Below are 20,109 nucleotides of genomic sequence, written 5' to 3'. Positions count from 1 at the left end.
GATATTTATTTGATTGGCGCGGGGCCCGTGGCGGGCCGGCCGTGCCCATGGCGGGGGCCGCCACCTGTGGCGCGCCATTGCCAAACGGCCCATACGGGGATGCCGTATGGGCCGTTTTGTGGTTCAATACGTGCCGTTTTGCAAAGCCAAACGGCACGTTCTGCAAAACCCTGCCTTACAGAGCGTTATGCCATCATGCAACATCGGCCTCCACATCCGTGCGTCAGCCCAGCACAGAGGCTATGCGGCCGAGGCCCTCCATCATTCGGCTGCGCGGGCAGGCTATGTTGATGCGTATGAAGCCTTCGCCCGGCGAGCCGTACATGGTACCGCTGTTCACCATCACGCGGGCCTCGGCGGCCAGCCTGTCGGTCAGTTCGTCGGACGTCATGCCAAGGCTGCGGCAGTCTACCCACACCAGGTATGTGCCCTCGAGCGGGGTCACGCGCAGCCGCGGCAGCCTGTCGGCGAAAAACCGGCACAGCTCGGTGTAGTTGCCCCAAAGATAGTCGCACAGGGCGTCGAGCCACCCCTCGCCCTCGTTGTAGGCCGCCATGAGGCCCTCGACACCGAAGGGGTTGACGTCGCAAACCTCGTTGATGTTGATGGCCCGGTCTATCCTGGCCCGCGTCTCGGCATCGCTGGATATGATGTTGGCTATCTGCAGCCCGGCCGTGTTGAACGACTTCGACGGCGAGTTGGCCACTATGGCATTGCCGAGGCAGGCATCGGATACGGCTGCAAACGGCGTGTAGCGATGGCCTTGGTACACCAGCTCACAGTGAATCTCGTCCGACAGCACCCTCACCCCGTGGCGCAGGCAGATGTCGTTCAGGCGTTCCAGCTCTTCGGCCGTCCACACCCGGCCCACGGGGTTGTGGGGGTTGCAGAGCACCAGCAGCCGGGCCTTCGGGTCGGCAGCCTTGCGCTCCAGGTCGTCGTAGTCCATGGTGTAGCGCCCGCCGTTGTTCATGAGCGGGTTTTCCAGCACCTCGCACCCGTTGTTGCGCACCGAAGAGAAGAAGCAGTTGTACACCGGCGTCTGCAAAATCACCTTGTCGCCCGGCTCGCACAGGGCCTTGACCACCACCGACACGGCAGGCACCACGCCCGAGGTGTACAGTATCCATTCGCGCTCTATGCGCCAGACATGGCGCCGCCCGAACCATCCGGCCACGGCGTCGTAGTAAGCCTCGGGCACTTTCACGTAGCCAAACACACCGTGCTCCACCCTGCGCCGCAGCGCGTCGACCACGGGCGGAGCCGTGCGGAAGTCCATGTCGGCCACCCACATCGGTATCACGTCGCCGCCGGGTGCCGAGTCCCACTTGTAAGAATTGGTTCCCCTGCGGGGGATAAGCTCGTCAAAATTGTAGTACATATATGCTGTCTGTTGGTTAAGTTATGCCTTGCCGCCGTGCGTAGTTAGCCACTCCGCACGCCACCGAGCGCGCCCATCGCCCACTGCCGGGCCCGGGGCAACAGCCGCGGGGGCCGCCGGCCATGCCCCGCCATCGCGCCGCTTGGCCTTTGCAAAGTTAGTCATTTTCTGCCAAACAGCGCGTATCGCATTTACGGATGGTGCAACCCGCATCGCTTTTTTTATGCGCCTTTTATTTTGATAGCTACTTATTTTACTGTAACTTTGCCGCCGTAACGATAAAGAAACGATGAAAAAACTGTTTATAGAGACCTACGGTTGCCAGATGAACGTGGCCGACTCGGAGGTGGTGGCCGCCGTCATGCAGATGGCCGGCTACGAAGTCTGCGAGCGGATTGACGACGCCGACGCCGTGTTCCTCAACACTTGCTCCGTACGCGACAACGCCGAGCAGAAGATATACGGCCGCCTCGACACGCTCAACGCCGAGCGGCGCAAGGGCCACAAGATGATAATAGGCGTGCTGGGCTGCATGGCCGAGCGCGTCAGGGAAGACCTGCTGCAAAACCACCACGCCGACCTCGTGGCCGGCCCCGACGCCTACATGTCGCTGCCCGACCTCATAGCACAGGCCGAGACAGGCCACAAGGCCATCAACATAGACCTCTCCACCACCGAGACTTACCGCGACGTGGTGCCCCAAAGGCTGCACACGGCGCGCGTGGGGGGCTTCGTGAGCATCATGAGGGGCTGCAACAACTTCTGCCACTACTGCATAGTGCCATACACCAGGGGCCGCGAGAGAAGCCGAGACCTGAGGAGCATCATCGGCGAGGTGCACGACCTGCAGGCCCGAGGATACAAAGAGGTGACGCTGCTCGGCCAGAACGTCAACTCGTACAGGTATGAAACACCTGCCGACGGCAGCCCCGAGGGAGGCAAGGCCGTGAGCTTCCCCGACCTGCTCAGGGCCGTGGCCGAGGCCGCCCCGGGCATGAGGGTGCGCTTCACCACGTCGCATCCCAAGGACATGAGCGACGAGACGCTGCGCGTGATAGCCGAGATGCCCAACGTGTGCCGCCACATCCACCTGCCCGTGCAGAGCGGAAGCAACCGCATACTGAAGCTGATGAACCGCAAGTACACCCGCGAATGGTACCTCGACCGGGTGGAGGCGATACGCCGGATAGTCCCTGACTGCGGCCTCTCGACCGATATCTTCGTGGGATACCATAGCGAGACCGAAGAAGACCACCGCATGTCGCTCGACCTGATGCGCCTGGTGGGCTACGACTCGGCCTTCATGTTCAAGTACAGCGAGCGCCCCGGCACCTACGCGGCCAAGCACCTGCCCGACGACGTGCCCGAAGAGGTGAAGATACGGCGCCTCAACGAGCTCATCGAACTGCAGACCGAGATGTCGGCCGAGGCCAACCGGCGCGACGAGGGGCGCGAGTTCGACGTGCTAATCGAGGGCTTCAGCAAGCGCTCGCGCGAGCAACTGTTCGGCCGTACGGAGCAAAACAAGGTGGTGGTGCTGCCAAAGGGCAACCACCACGTGGGCCAGACGGTGCGCGTGCGCATCACCGGCAGCACCAGCGCCACGCTCTTCGGCGAAGAGGTGGCCGGCTGACAAACACCTGCGGCGGCCCGACCCGACGGGCCGCCGCCTGCAAAAGCAACTACAAGACATAACCCCGGACACGTCCGGACAACCCCAACCATAAGCAAATCATGAAGGAATTCCTGCTGATAATGCGCCGCTTCATACCGCCATACAAGAAGTACCTGGTGCAGTCGATAGTGTTCAACATTCTCTCGGCGGTGCTCAACATCTTCTCGTTTGCGGCACTCATACCCATATTGCAGATTCTGTTCAAGACAGGCGAGGCCAAGAGCGCAACGTCGCTCATGGCATTCGGCGACGCCAACGTGAAGGATGTGCTGATGAACAACATGAACTTCTACGTCAACCGGATGATTGCCGACATCGGGCCGAGCACCACCCTGCTATGCATAGGGCTGTTCCTGGCCTTCGCCACCTTCCTGAAGACGGGGTGCTACTTCCTCTCGTCGGCCGCCATCATACCCATGCGCACGGGCGTGGTGCGCGACATACGCAACCTGCTCTACAGAAAGATAACGTCGCTGCCGCTCGGATTCTTCTCAGGCGAGCGCAAGGGCGACATCATAGCCCGCATGACCGGCGACGTCAACGAGGTGGAAAGCTCCATCATGTCGTCGCTCGACATGCTCTTCAAAAACCCAATCCTCATCATAGCATACTTCTCGACGCTCATCTTCATAAGCTGGCAGCTGACGCTGTTCACGCTCGCCATCGTGCCGCTCATGGGCTGGGTGATGGGCAACGTGGGCCGCAAGCTGAAGCAGAACTCCAAGGAGGCGCAGGCACTATGGAGCGACACGATGAGCCAGGTGGAGGAAACGCTGGGCGGACTGCGCATCATCAAGGCCTTCTGCGCGGAGGAAAAGATGAACGAGCGCTTTGCCGACGTCAACGACCGGCAGCGCAACAGCGTGATGAGAGTGAACAAACGGCAGCAGCTGGCCCACCCCATGAGCGAGTTCCTGGGCACGGTCATGATTGTGATAGTGCTGTGGTTCGGGGGCATTCTCGTGCTCAACAACTCTACGCTGTCGGGCCCGACGTTCATCTATTACCTCGTTATACTGTACAGCATCATCAACCCTTTGAAGGAGTTCTCAAAGGCGGGGTACAACATTCCGAAGGGCCTGGCATCGATGGAGCGCATCAACAAGATACTCAAGGCCGAGAACCCCATACGCGAAAGCGACCACCCGGTGCGCATCAGCGAGTTCCGCCACAAGATTGAATTCCGCGATGTGTCGTTCAAATACGACACCAAGTGGGTGCTGCGACACATCAACCTCACCATAGAGAAGGGCAAGACGATAGCCCTGGTGGGCCAGAGCGGCGGCGGGAAGTCTACTCTTGTCGACCTCATACCGCGCTACTACGACGTGCAGGAGGGCGAGGTGCTCATCGACGGGGTCAATGTCAAAGACCTGGGCATACACGACCTGAGGCAGCTCATAGGCAACGTGAACCAGGAGGCCATACTCTTCAACGACACGTTCCGCAACAACATAGCCTTCGGGGTGGCCGGGGCGACGCAGCAGCAGATTGACGAGGCGGCCCGGATAGCCAATGCCTACGACTTCATAACGGAATCGGAGCATGGCTTCGACACCAACATCGGCGACCGTGGCAGCCGGCTGTCGGGCGGGCAGCGGCAGCGCGTGAGCATAGCGAGGGCCATACTGAAGAACCCGCCCATACTGATACTCGACGAGGCCACGTCGGCCCTCGACACCGAAAGCGAGCGGCTGGTGCAGGATGCGCTCGAGAAGCTCATGAAGACGCGCACAACCGTGGCCATTGCCCACCGCCTGTCGACCATCAAGAGCGCCGACGAGATATACGTGATTCACGAGGGCGAGATTGTGGAACGGGGCACCCACGAGGAGCTTCTCGCCGCCGGAGGATACTACAAGAAGCTCAACGACATGCAGAGCCTGTAGAGGCACGGCCCACACGTGGGCCCGGACTATATGTTGAATCGTGGCTGTGCTGTTGGAATACGGCACAGCCACGATTGCATTTACTGCCGTCAAACGGCCTCGTTTTTGTAAAGATATGCTACCGCGGTTGCCATTCCCGCCAACCATTTGGCTGACAGCACGTTGCGCCAACGGCCATTTCGCCGCGCCAAACGGGCCGAACGGCAATGCCGAACGGGCCATACGGCCGCATGAAACGGCCCGCATTGCCGGGCGAAACGTGACGATGGTAAATTCATCCACCATTTTGTAATAAAAAGAAACGGCACGGGCCACAACGCTCAGAAACTCCACCGGGCCTGCAGGTCGATGTCTACCATCGTGCTGCCGTCCACCTGCCTGTAGCCGCTGCCTATGGTGTCGCGGTCGAAATAGGCCGTCATGCCCACCTTGGCCGCCACCATCAGCCTCTTGCCCACGTCGGCCCGGGCCATCAGCGAGCCGCGCATGCCGTGACCATGGTAGGCCGGCATGTAGAAGCTGTAAGCCATGCCGCGCTCGTAGACATACAGCCGGCTGTCGTAACTGTCGGTGTTGAAGTAGGCCACAAAGGCGTCGGCCTGCAGCCACCCGTGCCTCAAGCCCACGCCCTGGCTCACCATCAGTCCGCGGTCAAGGCTGCCGTGGCCCGCCAGCGACATGTCGGCCTGCGTGCGCCCCGACCACTTGCCGTCAACGCCAATGTCCAGGGCCACGCGCGCCGTGTGCACCGTCCGGCTCTCAAGGCCCGTCTTTTGGCTGTTGTCTTGCTTGCGCAGGCGCAGCCGGTAGCGCGCGCCAAGGGCCCAGCTGCCGGCGTCGTATGCAGCCGACAGCATGGCGTCGGTGGCGGCCGACGGCCACGACACGCGGTAGCGGGGCCACGCAAAGCGGGCATGGTCGGCGTATGCCGCGAGCCTGAGCCGCGCTACCGGCCGCCATTCAGCTCCGGCGTATATGCCACTCTCGTTCTGCACGCGCCCCCCTTCGCTGAAGCTGTTGGCATAGACCGACGTGTATCGGTATGAATAAAACCTGTGGACTGCCACCAGGCTCACTGCCTCCGACAGCCGGGCGCCAAGCCGGTGGATGGCGGCCACGCGCCCACGCCGGTCGACAGCCGTCTCGCCGCCCACGCTGAACGCGCGAGACTCATAGCCGTAGTTGGCCCCGATGTTGGCAAAGTCGTTGCCCGAGGCATAGTGGCGGCGGTAGAGCGTGGCCGTGTCGGGGCGCAGGTCGCGGTCGTATCGGGTGTAAACGGCAGTCAGCCCGGCGTGGAAACCGGCCTTGGCAAAGCGCGCGTCTATGCCCGCCGCTGCCGAGTGGGTGTTGTTTTTCTTCTCCATCTCTGCCTTGGTGCGGTGGTATCCCGACGTAACGATGGTGGCCACGGTGCCGTCGTCGGCGTTGAGCGTGGCGTCGTGGGCGCGGTATGAGGCAAACACACTCATGCTCACGGCGTCCGACAGCCTCAGCGTCACGGCCGCCCCCTGCAGGTATGAGGCCTCCGAACGCGACGCCGTGGCCCGTATTCCGGCCGGGGCGCGCCCCATGGTGGCCAGCGCCGAGAGCTTGCCGAGGCTGAAACCGGTGTTGGCCACCAGTCCCATGCCGAACGAAACCGTATAGCGGCCCACCACGATACGCTCAACGGGCCCCAGCCGACGGGCCTCTATGAAAAATGAATAGAAGTCGTAGCCCATGCTGTTGCTGCCCGAGAAGAAGGGCTCGCCCGCATCCTGCGACGCCGCAAAGCCGGCCCTCAGCCTGCCTGCCGAACTGACGCCGAAGCGCAGCCAGTGCCTGTACTTATAGCCGAGGTAGCCGTTGCGGTCGCCGCGGCGGTCGTACATGGGCACGCTCACCATGGCCGTCACGTCGCCGTGGGCGCCTCTGAGCAGCGACTCGGCCGTGGGCCGGGGCGGCCGCAGGGGCTCGCCGGCGTAGGCAAAGCACTGCAGCAGTCGCCGGCGGGCATAGTCCAGGCTCTCTATGAGCTGCAGCTCGCCCATCGTCCTGATGGCTCCGTGGCGGTAGATGTGCTCCTGAATGTCGCTCACCTGGGCCTCGGTGAGAAACGGCAAGCGCCCCAGCTCGTCGCGGGTGGCGGCGTTGATGTTAAGGGGATGGGCCTCAAGGTCGCACAGCATGTCGTAGGCCTGCTCCCTGTCGCCGGCCGACCAGTCGTCAAACGCCGCTATGTCGTCGAGCCACTCTTCCCAACCGCCACCGCCGCCGGCCTGCAACGGCTGGGCCAAAAGCAGCGCAACCATCGCCGCCGCCACTCGGCTTGCCAATCCACCCATGATGAAACATTGTTATATACCATCGGCAAAGTTACGAAAAATATGCTGTATGTATCCGCCGCAAACACGTCGCTTTCACCTTAAAACTAAGCTGCAACGGAACCATCGGCCAATGGACGTTGGCCCGCATGGGAGCGATAGTGCAACGAATCTCCCGGGTTAACTCCTTTTAACCACCCGTCTCCCCGCACTAACGACAACAATACTTACCTTTGCGCAGCCGGAAATGCGGCGTTGAATGGATGAATGGACCGGCCTAACGACGCCCCGCGCCACAGCCGAAGGGGACGTGGCGGCGGCAGACGAATACCGATGCCTGTTGCCGACGTGCAAGCACGGCCATGCCATGCCACCGACGACAAAACTTAAAACAAACCATAAATGACAACAAAAACCATCACAGCATCGGCACTTGCATTGCTTGCCGCCATGCCAAGCGCTGCCGGCGGCAGCGTGGCCACCTACACAATACAAACCGACAAGCCCCGGCAGACGGTGCTGCACTTCGGCGCTTCCGACGCATGGAGCATGAAGTATGTGGGCCGGTGGCCCGAGGCGGAGCAGAGGAAGGTGGCCGACTGGCTCTTCTCGACCGACTGCGACGAGGCCGGAAAGCCCAAGGGCATAGGGCTGAGCCTGTGGAGATTCAACATAGGGGCGGGCAGCGAAGAGCAGGGCGAGGCCTCGATGATACAGCCGTCGACGCGCACCGAGTGCATGGTAGGGCCCGACGGCAAGTTCAACCCGGCCAAGCAACAGGCCGAACGCCAATTCCTGAGGCTGGCACGGGAGCGCGGCGTGCCGCATATTCTGGCCTTCCTCAACTCGCCGCCGGTGTATCTCACGCAGAACAAGCTGGCCACCAACACCGGCAGGGGCGGCACACTGAACCTCGGCAGCGACCGTTACGACGACTTTGCCGCGTTCGTCACCACGGCCATCGAGGGCCTTGAGCGATATGACAGCGTGACCGTCGACTACATATCGCCGCTGAACGAGCCCGACGGACACTGGAACTGGCTCGGCCCCAAGCAGGAAGGCACGCCGGCAACCAACCGCGAAGTGGCCCGCGTGGTGCGCTGCCTTGACAACCGCCTGGGCAAGGCCGGGCTGCAGACCAAGATACTTGTCAACGAAAGCAGCGACCTGCGGTGCCTGCTGGGCACCCACATGACCGACTGGCAGAGGGCCAATGAGCTGCGGGCGCTGTTCTCCAAGGACAGCACCGACACTTACGTGGGCCGCTGCCGCAGCGTGCTGCCGGTGATAGCAGGCCACAGCTATTGGACAAACACGCCCACAGACACCATGCGAAACATAAGGATGCGGCTGCGCGACGCCGCCCGCAGGCTCGGGGTTGACTACTGGCAGACGGAGCTGTGCATCATGTCGAACGACGTTGAGATAGGCGGCGGTGGCGGATATGACTTCAGCATGAAGACGGCCCTTTACGTGGCGCGCGTCATCCACCACGACATGGTTTACGGCAACGCCTGCAGCTGGTCGTGGTGGAGGGCCGCCGGAGGCGACTACCGCGACGGACTGATACGCCTGTACGGCAGCGACGGCATGGCCACGGGATGGGCGGCCGATTCCAAGCTGATGTGGGCCATCGGCAACTTCAGCCGCTTTGTGCGCCCCGGGGCTGTGCGCCACGACATCTGCGCCACGGCTGCCGACGGCTCGGTGGTGGCCGGGGGCGACACCGACGCCTACGGGGTGATGTGCTCGGCATACCGCAACACCGACGGCAGCTGGGTGGTGGTGGCCATCAACTACGCCGACACCGCCAGGCCGTTCGGCATAGCCCTGGGCGGCCGGAAGGCTGCATCGTGGGCCATGTACCGCACGTCGGACATCTCGGCCGAGAGCCTCGCGCCCATAGGCACCACCCTGGGCAGCACGGAACTTGCGCCGCGGTCGGTTACCACGTTTGTATGCCAACCCGGCAGCAGCCCCCAACAATGAGGCCCGGAGCAGGCCTGCAACGCAACCAGGGCAACCGCCCCAGCCGGAGGCCTTGGCGCGGCAAAGGCCCCGCACAGGTGTGTTAACTCCTTTTAACCGGACTTGTGGCCCGCCTGAAACCAACATTGCTTACCTTTGCAGGCATGACAACAACAGTGCACACCATAGAGATAGCCGACCTGAGCATAGGATACAAGACCCGCAACGGGGCAAAGACCATAGGCCACAGGATGAGCGCCACCGTGCGCGGAGGCGAACTGACATGCCTGCTGGGCCGCAACGGGGCCGGCAAGTCGACGCTGCTGCGCACCATGGCGGGGTTTCTGCCCAAGCTGTCGGGGGCGGTGAGCATCGACGGCAAGGACATGTCTGAATACTCTGCGGCCAAGATGGCGCGCACGGTGAGCATAGTCCTCACCGAAAAACCCGACACGGGAAACATGACCGTGGCCGAGCTCGTGGCACTGGGACGCTCGCCTTACACCGGCTTCTGGGGGCGGTGCTCCGACGACGACCGCCGCGTGGCCTACCGGGCCATGGCCACCGTGGGCATAGGGGAGCTGGCGCGGCGCAGGGTGGCCAGCCTGAGCGACGGCGAAAGGCAGAAGGCCATGATAGCCAAGGCGCTGGCGCAACAGACGCCGGTGATGCTGCTCGACGAGCCAACGGCCTTCCTCGACTTCACGAGCAAGGCCGAGGTGATGCGGCTGCTGCGCCAAATAAGCCATGAGACGGGCAAGATTGTGTTTATGTCGACGCACGACCTCGACCTCGCCCTGCAGGCGGCCGACACGCTGTGGCTCATGGACAACGGCGGCAAACTGGCCACGGGGGCCCCCGAAGACCTGGCCCTCGACGGGCGGCTGGAGGCTTTCTTCGGCCATGGCGACACAGTGTTTGACACGGCCACGGGCCTGTTTGTGATGAACCACGCCACTACCACGGCCACCACCGTGGGCGGACTGCGCGACAGGCGCTACGACATGCTGTGCAAGGCCCTGCGGCGCAACGGCATCGAACCGGCCGACCAATGCGGCGCAACGCCAGAGGTCGAGGTGGCCGAAGGGGGATACGTCATGCGCATGGGCAACGGATTGCAACATGCCGCCACCATTGCCGAGGTGATGAGGGCGCTGTGCCGGAACAGGCAACAGCAGTGACGCCGGGCTAATACAATAGATATTTGTGTAAAATGATTTCGCTATTGCGACGCCATCGTCGGCAAACGGCCAACCCACTGACACACAGCAACTTGGCAACAAGGGCAAAACGGCAGTGCAAAACGGGCCGCATTGCCATGCAAAACAGGCCGTCCGGGAATGCCGGACGGCCTGTTTTGAATCATGAAATGGCCTCTGCGGCCATGAAAGGCATGCAGGTGTAAAACATATTTCCAGCCTCGCAGGCGCAAGCCCACGGCCGCACACAGGGCCCGCGGCCTTGATGCCGCCTGCCTACAGGCGTCAAACAATCTGCCCGTCGGCAAAGGGCTCGGCAGCGATGCACTTCAGGTTTTTCTGCAACTGCTCCTCACTGCTTGCACCGACAAGCACCGACGTCACGCCCTTCTGGTGCAATATCCACGCCAGGGCCATCTCGGCCAGCGTCTCGCCGCGGCTCTCGGCCACGGCGTTGAGGTGGCGAAGGCGCTCAAGAAGCTCGGGCGTGAGCACGTCGCGCTTCAGGAAGTGGTCGCGCATCATGCGGCTGTCGTCGGGTATTCCGTTGAGATACCTGTCGGTGAGCAGGCCCTGTGCCAGCGGCGAAAAGGAGATGAAGCCCACGCCTTCCTTCTCGCACAGGTCGGTGATGCCCTCATCCTGCGGCGCACGGTCGAGCAGGTTGAGCCGCCCCTGGTATATGAGCAGAGGCGTGTCGCGCTCGCGCAGGTACTTCACGGCCACCTTGAGCGCCTCCAGCGGCCAGCGCGATATGCCCACATAGAGCGCCTTGCCGGCCCGCACAATGTCGACAAGGGCCTGCAGGGTCTCCTCGAGCGGCGTCTCAGGGTCGTAGCGGTGACTGTAGAAAAGGTCAACATAGTCTATCTTCATGCGCCTGAGGCTCTGGTCGAGGCTTGCCATCAGATACTTGCGCGAGCCCCAGTTGCCATACGGCCCGGGCCACATGTCGTAGCCGGCCTTGGTGCTTATGAACAGCTCATCGCGGTAAGGACGGAAGTCTTCGTCCATCATCCGGCCCATGGTAAGCTCTGCCGAGCCGTAGGGAGGGCCGTAGTTGTTGGCCAGGTCGAAGTGTGTTATTCCGTGGTCGAAAGCGTATCGGGCAATTGCGCGGCTGCGCCCGTAATAGTCGATGCCCCCGAAATTATGCCAGAAGCCAAGGCTCACCTTGGGCAGCAGCACCCCGCTGCGTCCGCAACGGTTGTATTCCATGCCGCCGGCATATCTCTTTTCGTCTGCAATATACTTTTCCATTGTCTTTATGTCTTTGCGTTAAGCACGGCAAACTTACTAAAAATATGCGAGAAAAACCCTTTGCCGGGAGTTATAAGAAGTTATAAGAAGTTAGCGGTAGTCAACGGTCAGGCCCCTGACTGCCACTTACCCGGCCATCCGTTCCTTCAGCCTCAGGCACGAGCACACCGCCCCGCACACCGTAAGGCAGCCCGCCAGGAGCATGGCGTCGTGGGGCGCCATGGGGCCGAACAGATGGAAGAGCATGGCCACGAGGGCCGCGCCGAGCGTCTGGCCGGTCAGGCGGGCCGTGGCCAGCATGCCGCTGGCGCTGCCGGCGCGCTGCGGCGGGGCCGAGCTTAGCAGCAGATGGTTGTTTGGCGACTGGAAGAACCCGAAGCCGGCACCGCACAACATGAGCCTCCAAACAAGCCCGAAGTGGTCGGTGTCGGCCGGTATGAACGACAGCAGGAAGCACCCCACGCTGAGCATAGACAGGCCGATGCCGCCGAGTATGCCCGGATGTACGCGTCCCACGAGCCATCCCGCCAGCGGCGCCACGAAGATGATGGCCAGCGGCCACGACGTCATGAGCAGTCCGGTGCCCACGGCATTGTAGCCGAAAGTGGTGACAAGCATGAACGGCATGCCCACCATGACGAGCATCTGGGCGGTGAACGAGATGACGCTCGTGGCCACCGAGGTGGTGAAGATGGGTATCTTGAGCAGGTCGAGCGGCAGCATGGGGTACTTCTTGCCTACCTGCATGCGCACGTAGACAAAGCCCACGGCCACCATGGCCACTGCCCCCAGCAGCACAATGAGCGGCTCGACGTCGTGAGAGTAAGCCTCGACGCAGCCTATGAACAGTCCGAACGTGGCGGCGTTGAGCACGGCCTCGCGCCAGTTGAACGTCCTGCCGACCACGCGCACGGGGTTGTCGGGCAGATGCTTGCGGGCCATGACAAACGTAAGTATGCCCACCGGCACGTTGATGGCAAACAGCCACGGCCATGGCGCCACGGCCAGGATGGCGGCCGAGAGCGTAGGCCCTGCCACCGAGGCTATGGCCACGACGGTGGCGTTGAGCCCAACCCCCTCGCCCAGGCGGCGCTTGGGGTAGATGAGCTTGACCATCGACGTGTTCACGCTCATCATCATCGCTGCCCCGACTCCCTGCACCACGCGGGCAATGACAAGCATGGCGAACGACGGCGAGAGCGCGCACAGCAGCGAACCGAACGTGAACACCACTATGCCGCGCACGTAAACCTGCTTGTAACCCCACAGCTCGCCCATCGAGGCAAACGGAAGCAGGAGCATCATTACCGCCAGCTGGAAGGCGTTGACTATCCAGATGGAGTCTTCCGAAGCCACCCCGAGCTGCGAGGCCATGCTCGGCAGGGCCACGTTGCATATCGTACCGTCGAGCACGGCAAGGAAAAGGCCGCAGAACGTGGCCGCCATGGCGTAGTAGATGCGTGGGCGGTGCAAACCGTCCCATTCGAGGTTGCCCTCTATGCGCAGCCTGCCCTGGCCGTCAGACCCTGCTTTTGTGTTTTCTTTGTCCATAACCTCACTTTTTTATATCTACAATCCTAAATACCGTGCAAAATTATAAAGAAAGCCCAACACACACAAACAAATTGACTGGAAAGAAAGGTTTGACAATCCACCGAGCACGGAGCACTGATAGACTGAGGGCCGCCAAGCCTACCGCATGGCCGCGGCACGGGCCCCCTCTGCTTGCCCCGGCATCCGGGCCTGTGTGCCGTGAAAATACAAAACGGCCCGTATGGCATTTCAATTCGGCCCGTTTCACGCTGCAAAACGGGCCGAATTGCAACCCGAAAACGGCCGTTTTGCAAGACACCTTCGGCGGAGGCAGCAGGCAATGGGCATTTTGTAAAAAGCATTTACCGCCATAGTAGGGTCACACCACGTATGCAACGGCAATCAACGTGGCTTTTCCCGATGTTTTTTTCAATACATCCCGACGCTACGGGCAATACTCGCCACCGTTTGACAAAACCATGTCGGAATGGGATTATTGAACATATTATACTACAAAAAGAATTTTCATGCGTAAAAAGTGGGCATTTTACACGATTAATAACTATCTTTGCACCATCCAATCCAAACAGTGATGCAGTGGCGGAAACAGCTGCATGCCGATGGCATGGCGCCCCAGCGCAGCCCCCGCCAAAGGCTCGGCGGGCCACGGCGAGGCAAAGGGCCAACCGGGACGCAGCCGACACGGGCAATGCGCCATGCCCGACCGGCGCAACTGAAAAAACAAACACCAAGCCGGCCTACGGCCTGTTTGGGTTGGCGAACAAAAGCAACAAGCAGCGGCTGGCTTTAAAAAGGCAAACCTGAAACGAACGTACCCACAACCAAAACAACATTCACAATATCACAAAACTACAAAAACAACCAGTAAAATGAAGAAAAGTCTATTAATGTTGCCTGCACTCATGATGTGTGCCCAGGCCAATTCGCAACAGCTGGCATTCCCCGGCGCCGAAGGATTCGGGGCCTATGCCACAGGCGGAAGAGGAGGAACAGTGGTACACGTGACCAACCTCAACGCATCGGGGCCTGGCTCGCTGGCCGACGCCGTGAGCCAACCCAACCGCACGGTTGTGTTCGATGTCGGCGGAGTGATAGACATCACAGGGCAGAACCTGACCATTGCCAGCAACCTGACCATAGCCGGGCAGACCGCGCCGGGAGAGGGGATAACCATCTACGGCGGACGCGTGATAATGTCTAACAGCTCTAACGTGATAATGAGGTACATCAGGATGAGGGGCAGCATAAGCATGCCTGAAGACAAATGCACGCTGACCATGGACTACTGCGACAACGTAATACTCGACCACTGCTCCATTTCGTGGGGACGGTGGGACAACGTTCACATCAAGGACGCGAACAACATAACTTACCAAAACTGCATCATCAGCGAGGGAATAGAGCCGCAACGGTTTGGGGCCATTACCGACGGAACGCGCAACTGGACCATATCACACTGCCTGTGGACCAACAACAAGAGCCGAAACCCGAAGATGAAGTGCTACCTGCAGTACTATAACAACGTGGTGTACAACTATGGCATCGGCATCGTGGGAGGCCACTCGGCGGCCGACAACTACCAGGACGTGATGAACAACTACTTCATCACGGGCCCGAGCAGCGGCTCGTCGAACAAGTATTTCGACCAATGGACAGAGACTGACCACCTGTACAGCACCGGCAACTATACCGACGACAACCGCGACGGCAAGCTCAACGGCAGACTGATAACCGACTACAACGGGGCAACGCCCATGCAGCAGCCCAACCTGAAGTGCCAGGCGCCGATGAACCTCGAGCCGGCCGAAGACGCATTCTATGCCGTGATGGAGCACGCCGGGGCGTCGAGGGTGAGAGACAGCCACGACCTGCGCATAATAGAACAGCTCGCCTCGCTCGGCACCAAGGGCGCGTTCATCGCCAACGAGCAGGACGTTGGGGGAATAGGCACGCTGGCCGGAGCCGACGCCCCGGCCGACTCTGACGGCGACGGCATGCCCGACGAATGGGAAAAGGCCAACGGCACCGACCCGGACAAGGCCGACGCCAACGGCGATGCCGACGGCAACGGGTATACAAACATAGAGGACTACGTGAACAGCCTGGCCCACAAGAGCGACTACATCATGTATCCGCAGGCCGTGACCGCCACATTGAAAGACCCCACCACGGTGGTGCTGACGTGGAAAAACGCCGAAGAGGGGGCCGACAAGATTGTGGTGGAGATGTCGGAGAACGGCGTCGACTACACTACCGCAGCCGAAGTGGAGGGCAACGCCACCACCGCCACCATACAGGGGCTGAAGGAAGGGCAGGTGTACTACTTCAGGCTGAAGGCTGTCAAGGGCGATGAGCAATCGCTTTACTCGGCCGCCGTGTCGGTAAACGACGAGCACATGAGGCCGGCGGGGGGCGTACCGGCCGGCACCGAGGCCTTCGTGCCGCAGGAGGGCAGGCTCTACAGGATAATAAACTACGGCACTGTGCCCTACAACTCGGGCACCACTTATGCCGGGGCGCCCAAGTACCTCACCTTCAACTCCGACGGAACGCTGGGCTCTACCACCGACTTCGAGTGGAACAACCCGGCCCTGCTGTGGGAGATAACGCCGGCAAGCGAGGGCGAAGGGCAGGTATACATACGCAACTACGCCACGAGAGAATACCTGAACCCGTCGACAGAGACCGTAGGCGACGGCGCCCGCGTGACGGCTGTGGCCCAGGCCGCGCCGTTCGAAATAGTGTTCTCAACCAACGAGACCGTGGCCCAGTCGGGCCTGCAGGGGCAAGTTGCCATGTTCAGGATAAACAGTCCGCAGAACAAAGGGCAGCAGTTAAGGCCCGTGACCTTTGAAGACAACTGGATATGGGGCAACGGAACGATAGCCCGGGCCGACATGGCCTTCACCTTCTCTTCGCTCGACGCCTCGCTGCTCGGGCTCTACACAAGCGCCCTCGACGACGCCATAGCAGCAGCGGAGCTGGCCGCCGCCGAGGCCACCGTGGGCAACGTGACGCTCGGCTACCCCGAAGAGGCATACTCAGACTTCACCTCCGCCATAGCCGAAGCCAAGGCCACGGCCGGCAAGGCAGCCGCGGGCAACGCCACGCAGGCCGAAGTAGACGCTGCAGCCGAGGCCATGGCCGCAGCCCGGAAAGCTTTCGACGGGGCACGCATAATGACACTTGCGGGCTACGACAGCAAGAAAGTGCACAACATCTACAGCTATGGCACGATAAGCAACTCAAGCACCGTCGACGCCACGGCGCAGGTGGAGCGGCGCTACCTGGCCACGGTAAAGAAAGAAGACGGCATCACCGACTCGCTCGTGTTCATCGTAGGGCTGAGCGAAGAGCAGATAGCCGCAGGCCAGGCCGACCCCGTGAGCGCCATGCCCGAGGCACAATGGAACATCGAACCGGGCGACGGCGGCTGCGCATACATCAGCAACACCAAGACGGGCACATACCTGCGCATAGCCGGCACGCTGTCGGCCGAGCCCGTGACGGTATACCCTTATTACGCCAAGGACGATAACGGGAAGCATGCTTTCTACATCGAGACATCGCCCGACAACAACCGATGCCTGAACGTGGGCACGCCCGACGCCGACGGCAAGGGAGGGTCGATAGCCTTTGCATGGCCGGCCGACAGGACCAGGCTGCGCTGGGTGGTCGACGAGCTCGACATAGCGTCGGCCATAAAGGGCACAGGCAACGACGGCGGCCGCGGCAAACCCACCGCCACCGAGTATTACAACATGCAGGGAATGAGGCTCGACAACGTGCCGCACAAGGGCATTTACATAGTGAAGACAACCTTTGCCGACGGCACAGTAACCACACGTAAGGCCACCAGGTGAGCCAGGCTGCCAGGCTGCACGCACAACATGGAAAGCTACGGCAGCAACGGCTGAACACAGAACGGCCCGTTCCGCATTGTGGAACGGGCCGTTTGGCATCTCAATACGGCCCGTTTCGCACCGCAATACGGCCCATTCGGGAACGCTGTCGCCGCAGGCCCCTCTCACGCCGGCGCCGTATGGCCCGGCAAACGACCACACGCCTTGCCGCAACGCCGCCCGCAAAGACTTGCAACAAGGCCTGCGCCTGTGGAAAACTATGTTGATAACTATGTTGAAAACCCCGTTGATAAGTGTGTTGAAACCACACCGACTTATCAACAACAAGCACACCAAGGCCCCGGACATGGGCATATCAACACACTTATCAAAGGCTTTTGATTAAGTTTTCAACGCTTTTCTGGCAGAAAAAGATATAAACTTATTAATTTTGCACCGTAATGCCGGATTGTTGATAAACCTACGATGGCGCTAATAATCAGCAAAAAACAATCAACAACTGATGTTGGCAACCGCTGCACAGACGTTGACATTGGAATACGCAAGAAAACCGACGGAAAGTTTTCAACATATCAACAGCATATCATACAGAACATTTCAGTTTTTAAAGGAAAGAAAAAACGTATAATAATTTTTATGCAATGGTGAAAAAGGAATGGACAACCCAAGGCTACATCGACGAGCCGGCACCGGCCGGCACCGACCTTAGTGCCGAGATACGCAAGATGTGCGAGCAGAAGAAGGCCGTAATACTGGCCCACTACTACACGCGCGGAGAGATACAAGACGTGGCCGACTTCATAGGCGACTCGCTGGCGCTGGCGCGCAAGGCCGCCGAGACCGACGCGCGCATCATAGTGATGTGCGGCGTGCATTTCATGGCCGAGACGTGCAAGATACTAAGTCCCGACAAGAAGGTGCTGGCCCCCGACCTCAACGCGGGGTGCTCGCTGGCCGACTCTTGCCGCGCCGACGACCTGCGCAAGTTCAAGGACGAGCACCCGGGATACAAGGTGGTGAGCTATGTCAACACCACGGCTGCCGTGAAGGCGCTCACCGACGTGGTGGTGACGAGCGGCAACGCAAAGAAGATTGTCGACTCTTTCCCAAAGGACGAGAAGCTCATCTTCGGGCCCGACCGCAACCTCGGGGCCTACATCAACAGCGTCACGGGGCGGCAGATGCTGCTCTGGGAGGGCGGCTGCCACGTGCATGAGCGATTCTCGGTGGCCGAGGTGGTGAAGCTGCGCCAGGCCCATCCCGGTGCCAAGGTGCTGGCCCACCTCGAGTGCAAGGGCCCCGTGCTGGCGCTGGCCGACGTGGTTGGGTCGACGGCCGTGATGCTGGAGTATGTCAAGAAGTCGGCCGACAAAGAGTTCATCGTGGCCACCGAGGCCGGCATACTGCACGAGATGAAGCGCTCATGCCCCGACAAGACTTTCCTGCCCGTGCCGCCCGAGATAAGCGAAGGGTCGCTGGGATGCTCCTGCAACGAGTGCGACTACATGAAGATGAACACCATGCTCAAGCTGTACAATGCCTTGAAGTATGAGTGGCCCGTGGTCGACGTCGACCCGGAAGTGGCCCGCGAGGCAGTGAAGCCCATCGAGCGCATGCTCAGCCTGAGCTGAGGGCGATGCCCGCGCCCACCCGGCCCCGCTGCCGCAGCTGTAGCCGGGCGTTGGCGCGGGCGTGGCCCCCGGAGCATGCAAAGGCATCGGCGCCGCACGCCACGGCCGGTGGCGGCATATGTGGCCGGCGGCATTACGTCGCTCCGTGCCGTTGGCCGCAATACCATAATATAGTGATAAAACAGCCCGCACGGCCATTTATGGCGCCGGCAAGTGGGCTTATGTCGGATAAAAGTTGTAACTTCGCACACTGAAACCATTTAAACAATATAATAGATGTCATTAAAATGCGGTATAGTGGGCCTGCCCAACGTGGGCAAGTCGACGCTTTTCAACTGCCTGTCGAGCGCCAAGGCGCAGGCAGCCAACTTTCCTTTCTGTACCATCGAGCCCAATGTGGGCGTGATAACCGTGCCCGACGAGCGCCTTACCCGCCTGGCCGAGATAGTGCACCCGGGCCGTATCGTGCCCGCCACGTGCGAGATTGTAGACATAGCCGGCCTGGTCAAAGGGGCAAGCAAGGGCGAGGGGCTCGGCAACAAGTTTCTCGGCAACATCCGCGAGACCGATGCCATAATACATGTGCTGCGTTGTTTCGACGATGACAACATCACCCACGTCGACGGAACCATCGACCCCGTGCGCGACAAGGAGATTATCGACACCGAACTGCAGCTCAAGGACCTTGAGACAATAGAGGCGCGGCTGGCCAAGCAGCAGAAGGTGGCGGCCGCGGGCAACAAGGAGGCCAAGACCGAGGTGGCCGTGCTCGAGGCCTACAAGGCTGCGCTGGAGCAGGGAAAGAACGCCCGCACGGTGCAGTTTGACACCAAGGAGGAGCAAGACGCGGCCCGCAACCTGTTCCTGCTCACGGCCAAGCCGGTGCTTTACGTGTGCAACGTCGACGAGGCGGCGGCCAAGACCGGCAACGACTACAGCGCGCGCATAGAGCGGATTGCCGCCGAGGAGGGGGCCGAGGCAATGGTCATAGCCGCCAAGACAGAGGAAGACATTGCATCGTTTGAGTCGTACGACGACAAACAGATGTTCCTCGAGGAGCTCGGATTGGCCGAGAGTGGCGTCAACCGGCTGATAAAGAAGGCCTACGCCCTGCTCAACCTCGAGACCTTCATCACCGCCGGCGAGATGGAAGTGAAGGCCTGGACGTACCACAAAGGGTGGAAAGCGCCGCAGTGCGCGGGCGTCATCCACACCGACTTCGAGAAGGGTTTCATACGCGCCGAGGTGATAAAGTACGACGACTACATAAAGTATGGCTCTGAGGCTGCCGTGCGCGAGGCCGGCAAACTGGGCATAGAGGGCAAGGACTACGTTGTGCAGGACGGCGACATCATGCACTTCCGATTCAACGTATAGCCTGTA

12 protein-coding genes are annotated in these 20,109 nt (G+C 61.0%); 8 read left to right on the top strand and 4 right to left on the bottom strand.

Annotated elements, in window-relative coordinates; all coding sequences use genetic code 11:
- Positions 1 to 223 precede the first annotated feature (223 nt).
- Positions 224 to 1,381 carry a MalY/PatB family protein gene (locus tag M3089_RS02315; protein WP_249081524.1) on the bottom strand — a complete coding sequence of 386 codons (1,158 nt, stop codon included), beginning with the start codon at positions 1,379 to 1,381 and terminating at the stop codon, positions 224 to 226.
- A 289-nt stretch (positions 1,382 to 1,670) separates the two neighbouring features.
- Between M3089_RS02315 and miaB the strand changes: the two genes are divergently transcribed.
- The gene (gene miaB / locus M3089_RS02310) at positions 1,671 to 3,014 is read left to right on the top strand and encodes a tRNA (N6-isopentenyl adenosine(37)-C2)-methylthiotransferase MiaB (protein WP_249081522.1); all 1,344 of its coding nucleotides are present in this window, start codon (positions 1,671 to 1,673) and stop codon (positions 3,012 to 3,014) included.
- A 101-nt stretch (positions 3,015 to 3,115) separates the two neighbouring features.
- Entirely contained in the window at positions 3,116 to 4,945 is a 1,830-nt protein-coding gene (locus tag M3089_RS02305; RefSeq protein WP_205106883.1) for an ABC transporter ATP-binding protein, read from the top strand.
- Positions 4,946 to 5,265: 320 nt separating this feature from the next.
- Here M3089_RS02305 and M3089_RS02300 read toward each other — a convergent pair whose 3' ends face one another.
- Positions 5,266 to 7,272 (bottom strand): helix-hairpin-helix domain-containing protein, encoded by a 2,007-nt coding sequence (locus M3089_RS02300; protein WP_249081520.1) that lies wholly within the window; start codon positions 7,270 to 7,272, stop codon positions 5,266 to 5,268.
- Between the two features lie 381 nt (positions 7,273 to 7,653).
- On the opposite strand from M3089_RS02300, the gene M3089_RS02295 reads away from it, so the two are divergent.
- Together M3089_RS02295 and M3089_RS02290 are read left to right on the top strand one after the other, a co-directional pair.
- The gene (locus M3089_RS02295; protein WP_249081519.1) at positions 7,654 to 9,240 is read left to right on the top strand and encodes a glycoside hydrolase; all 1,587 of its coding nucleotides are present in this window, start codon (positions 7,654 to 7,656) and stop codon (positions 9,238 to 9,240) included.
- A 143-nt stretch (positions 9,241 to 9,383) separates the two neighbouring features.
- A complete protein-coding gene (locus M3089_RS02290; RefSeq protein ID WP_249081517.1) occupies positions 9,384 to 10,400 on the top strand; it encodes an ABC transporter ATP-binding protein in 1,017 nt (338 codons plus the stop codon).
- Positions 10,401 to 10,703: 303 nt separating this feature from the next.
- On the opposite strand, the gene M3089_RS02285 is transcribed toward M3089_RS02290, so the two are convergent.
- Together M3089_RS02285 and M3089_RS02280 are read right to left on the bottom strand one after the other, a co-directional pair.
- Positions 10,704 to 11,678, bottom strand: a complete 975-nt coding sequence (locus tag M3089_RS02285; RefSeq protein ID WP_249081515.1) for an aldo/keto reductase — start codon at positions 11,676 to 11,678, stop codon at positions 10,704 to 10,706.
- A 126-nt stretch (positions 11,679 to 11,804) separates the two neighbouring features.
- Positions 11,805 to 13,229, bottom strand: coding sequence for an MFS transporter (locus M3089_RS02280; RefSeq protein ID WP_205106893.1), 1,425 nt, complete (start codon positions 13,227 to 13,229; stop codon positions 11,805 to 11,807).
- An 872-nt stretch (positions 13,230 to 14,101) separates the two neighbouring features.
- Here M3089_RS02280 and M3089_RS02275 point away from each other — a divergent pair.
- The 4 genes from M3089_RS02275 to ychF all read left to right on the top strand — a co-directional run bounded on the left by M3089_RS02275 (position 14,102) and on the right by ychF (position 20,103).
- The gene (locus M3089_RS02275) at positions 14,102 to 17,095 is read left to right on the top strand and encodes a fibronectin type III domain-containing protein (RefSeq protein WP_249081513.1); all 2,994 of its coding nucleotides are present in this window, start codon (positions 14,102 to 14,104) and stop codon (positions 17,093 to 17,095) included.
- 249 nt (positions 17,096 to 17,344) lie between these two features.
- Entirely contained in the window at positions 17,345 to 17,476 is a 132-nt protein-coding gene (locus tag M3089_RS15790; protein WP_262922140.1) for a hypothetical protein, read from the top strand.
- A 260-nt stretch (positions 17,477 to 17,736) separates the two neighbouring features.
- Positions 17,737 to 18,726 carry a quinolinate synthase NadA gene (nadA, locus tag M3089_RS02270; RefSeq protein WP_249081512.1) on the top strand — a complete coding sequence of 330 codons (990 nt, stop codon included), beginning with the start codon at positions 17,737 to 17,739 and terminating at the stop codon, positions 18,724 to 18,726.
- A gap of 276 nt (positions 18,727 to 19,002) precedes the next feature.
- Positions 19,003 to 20,103, top strand: coding sequence for a redox-regulated ATPase YchF (gene ychF, locus M3089_RS02265; RefSeq protein ID WP_205106899.1), 1,101 nt, complete (start codon positions 19,003 to 19,005; stop codon positions 20,101 to 20,103).
- Positions 20,104 to 20,109: the final 6 nt, after the last annotated feature.

The organism is Marseilla massiliensis (assembly GCF_023336985.1).
In the GTDB taxonomy this organism is placed as follows: Bacteria; Bacteroidota; Bacteroidia; order Bacteroidales; family Bacteroidaceae; genus Prevotella; species Prevotella intestinigallinarum.
This window is presented reverse-complemented; position numbering and strand designations above follow the sequence as displayed.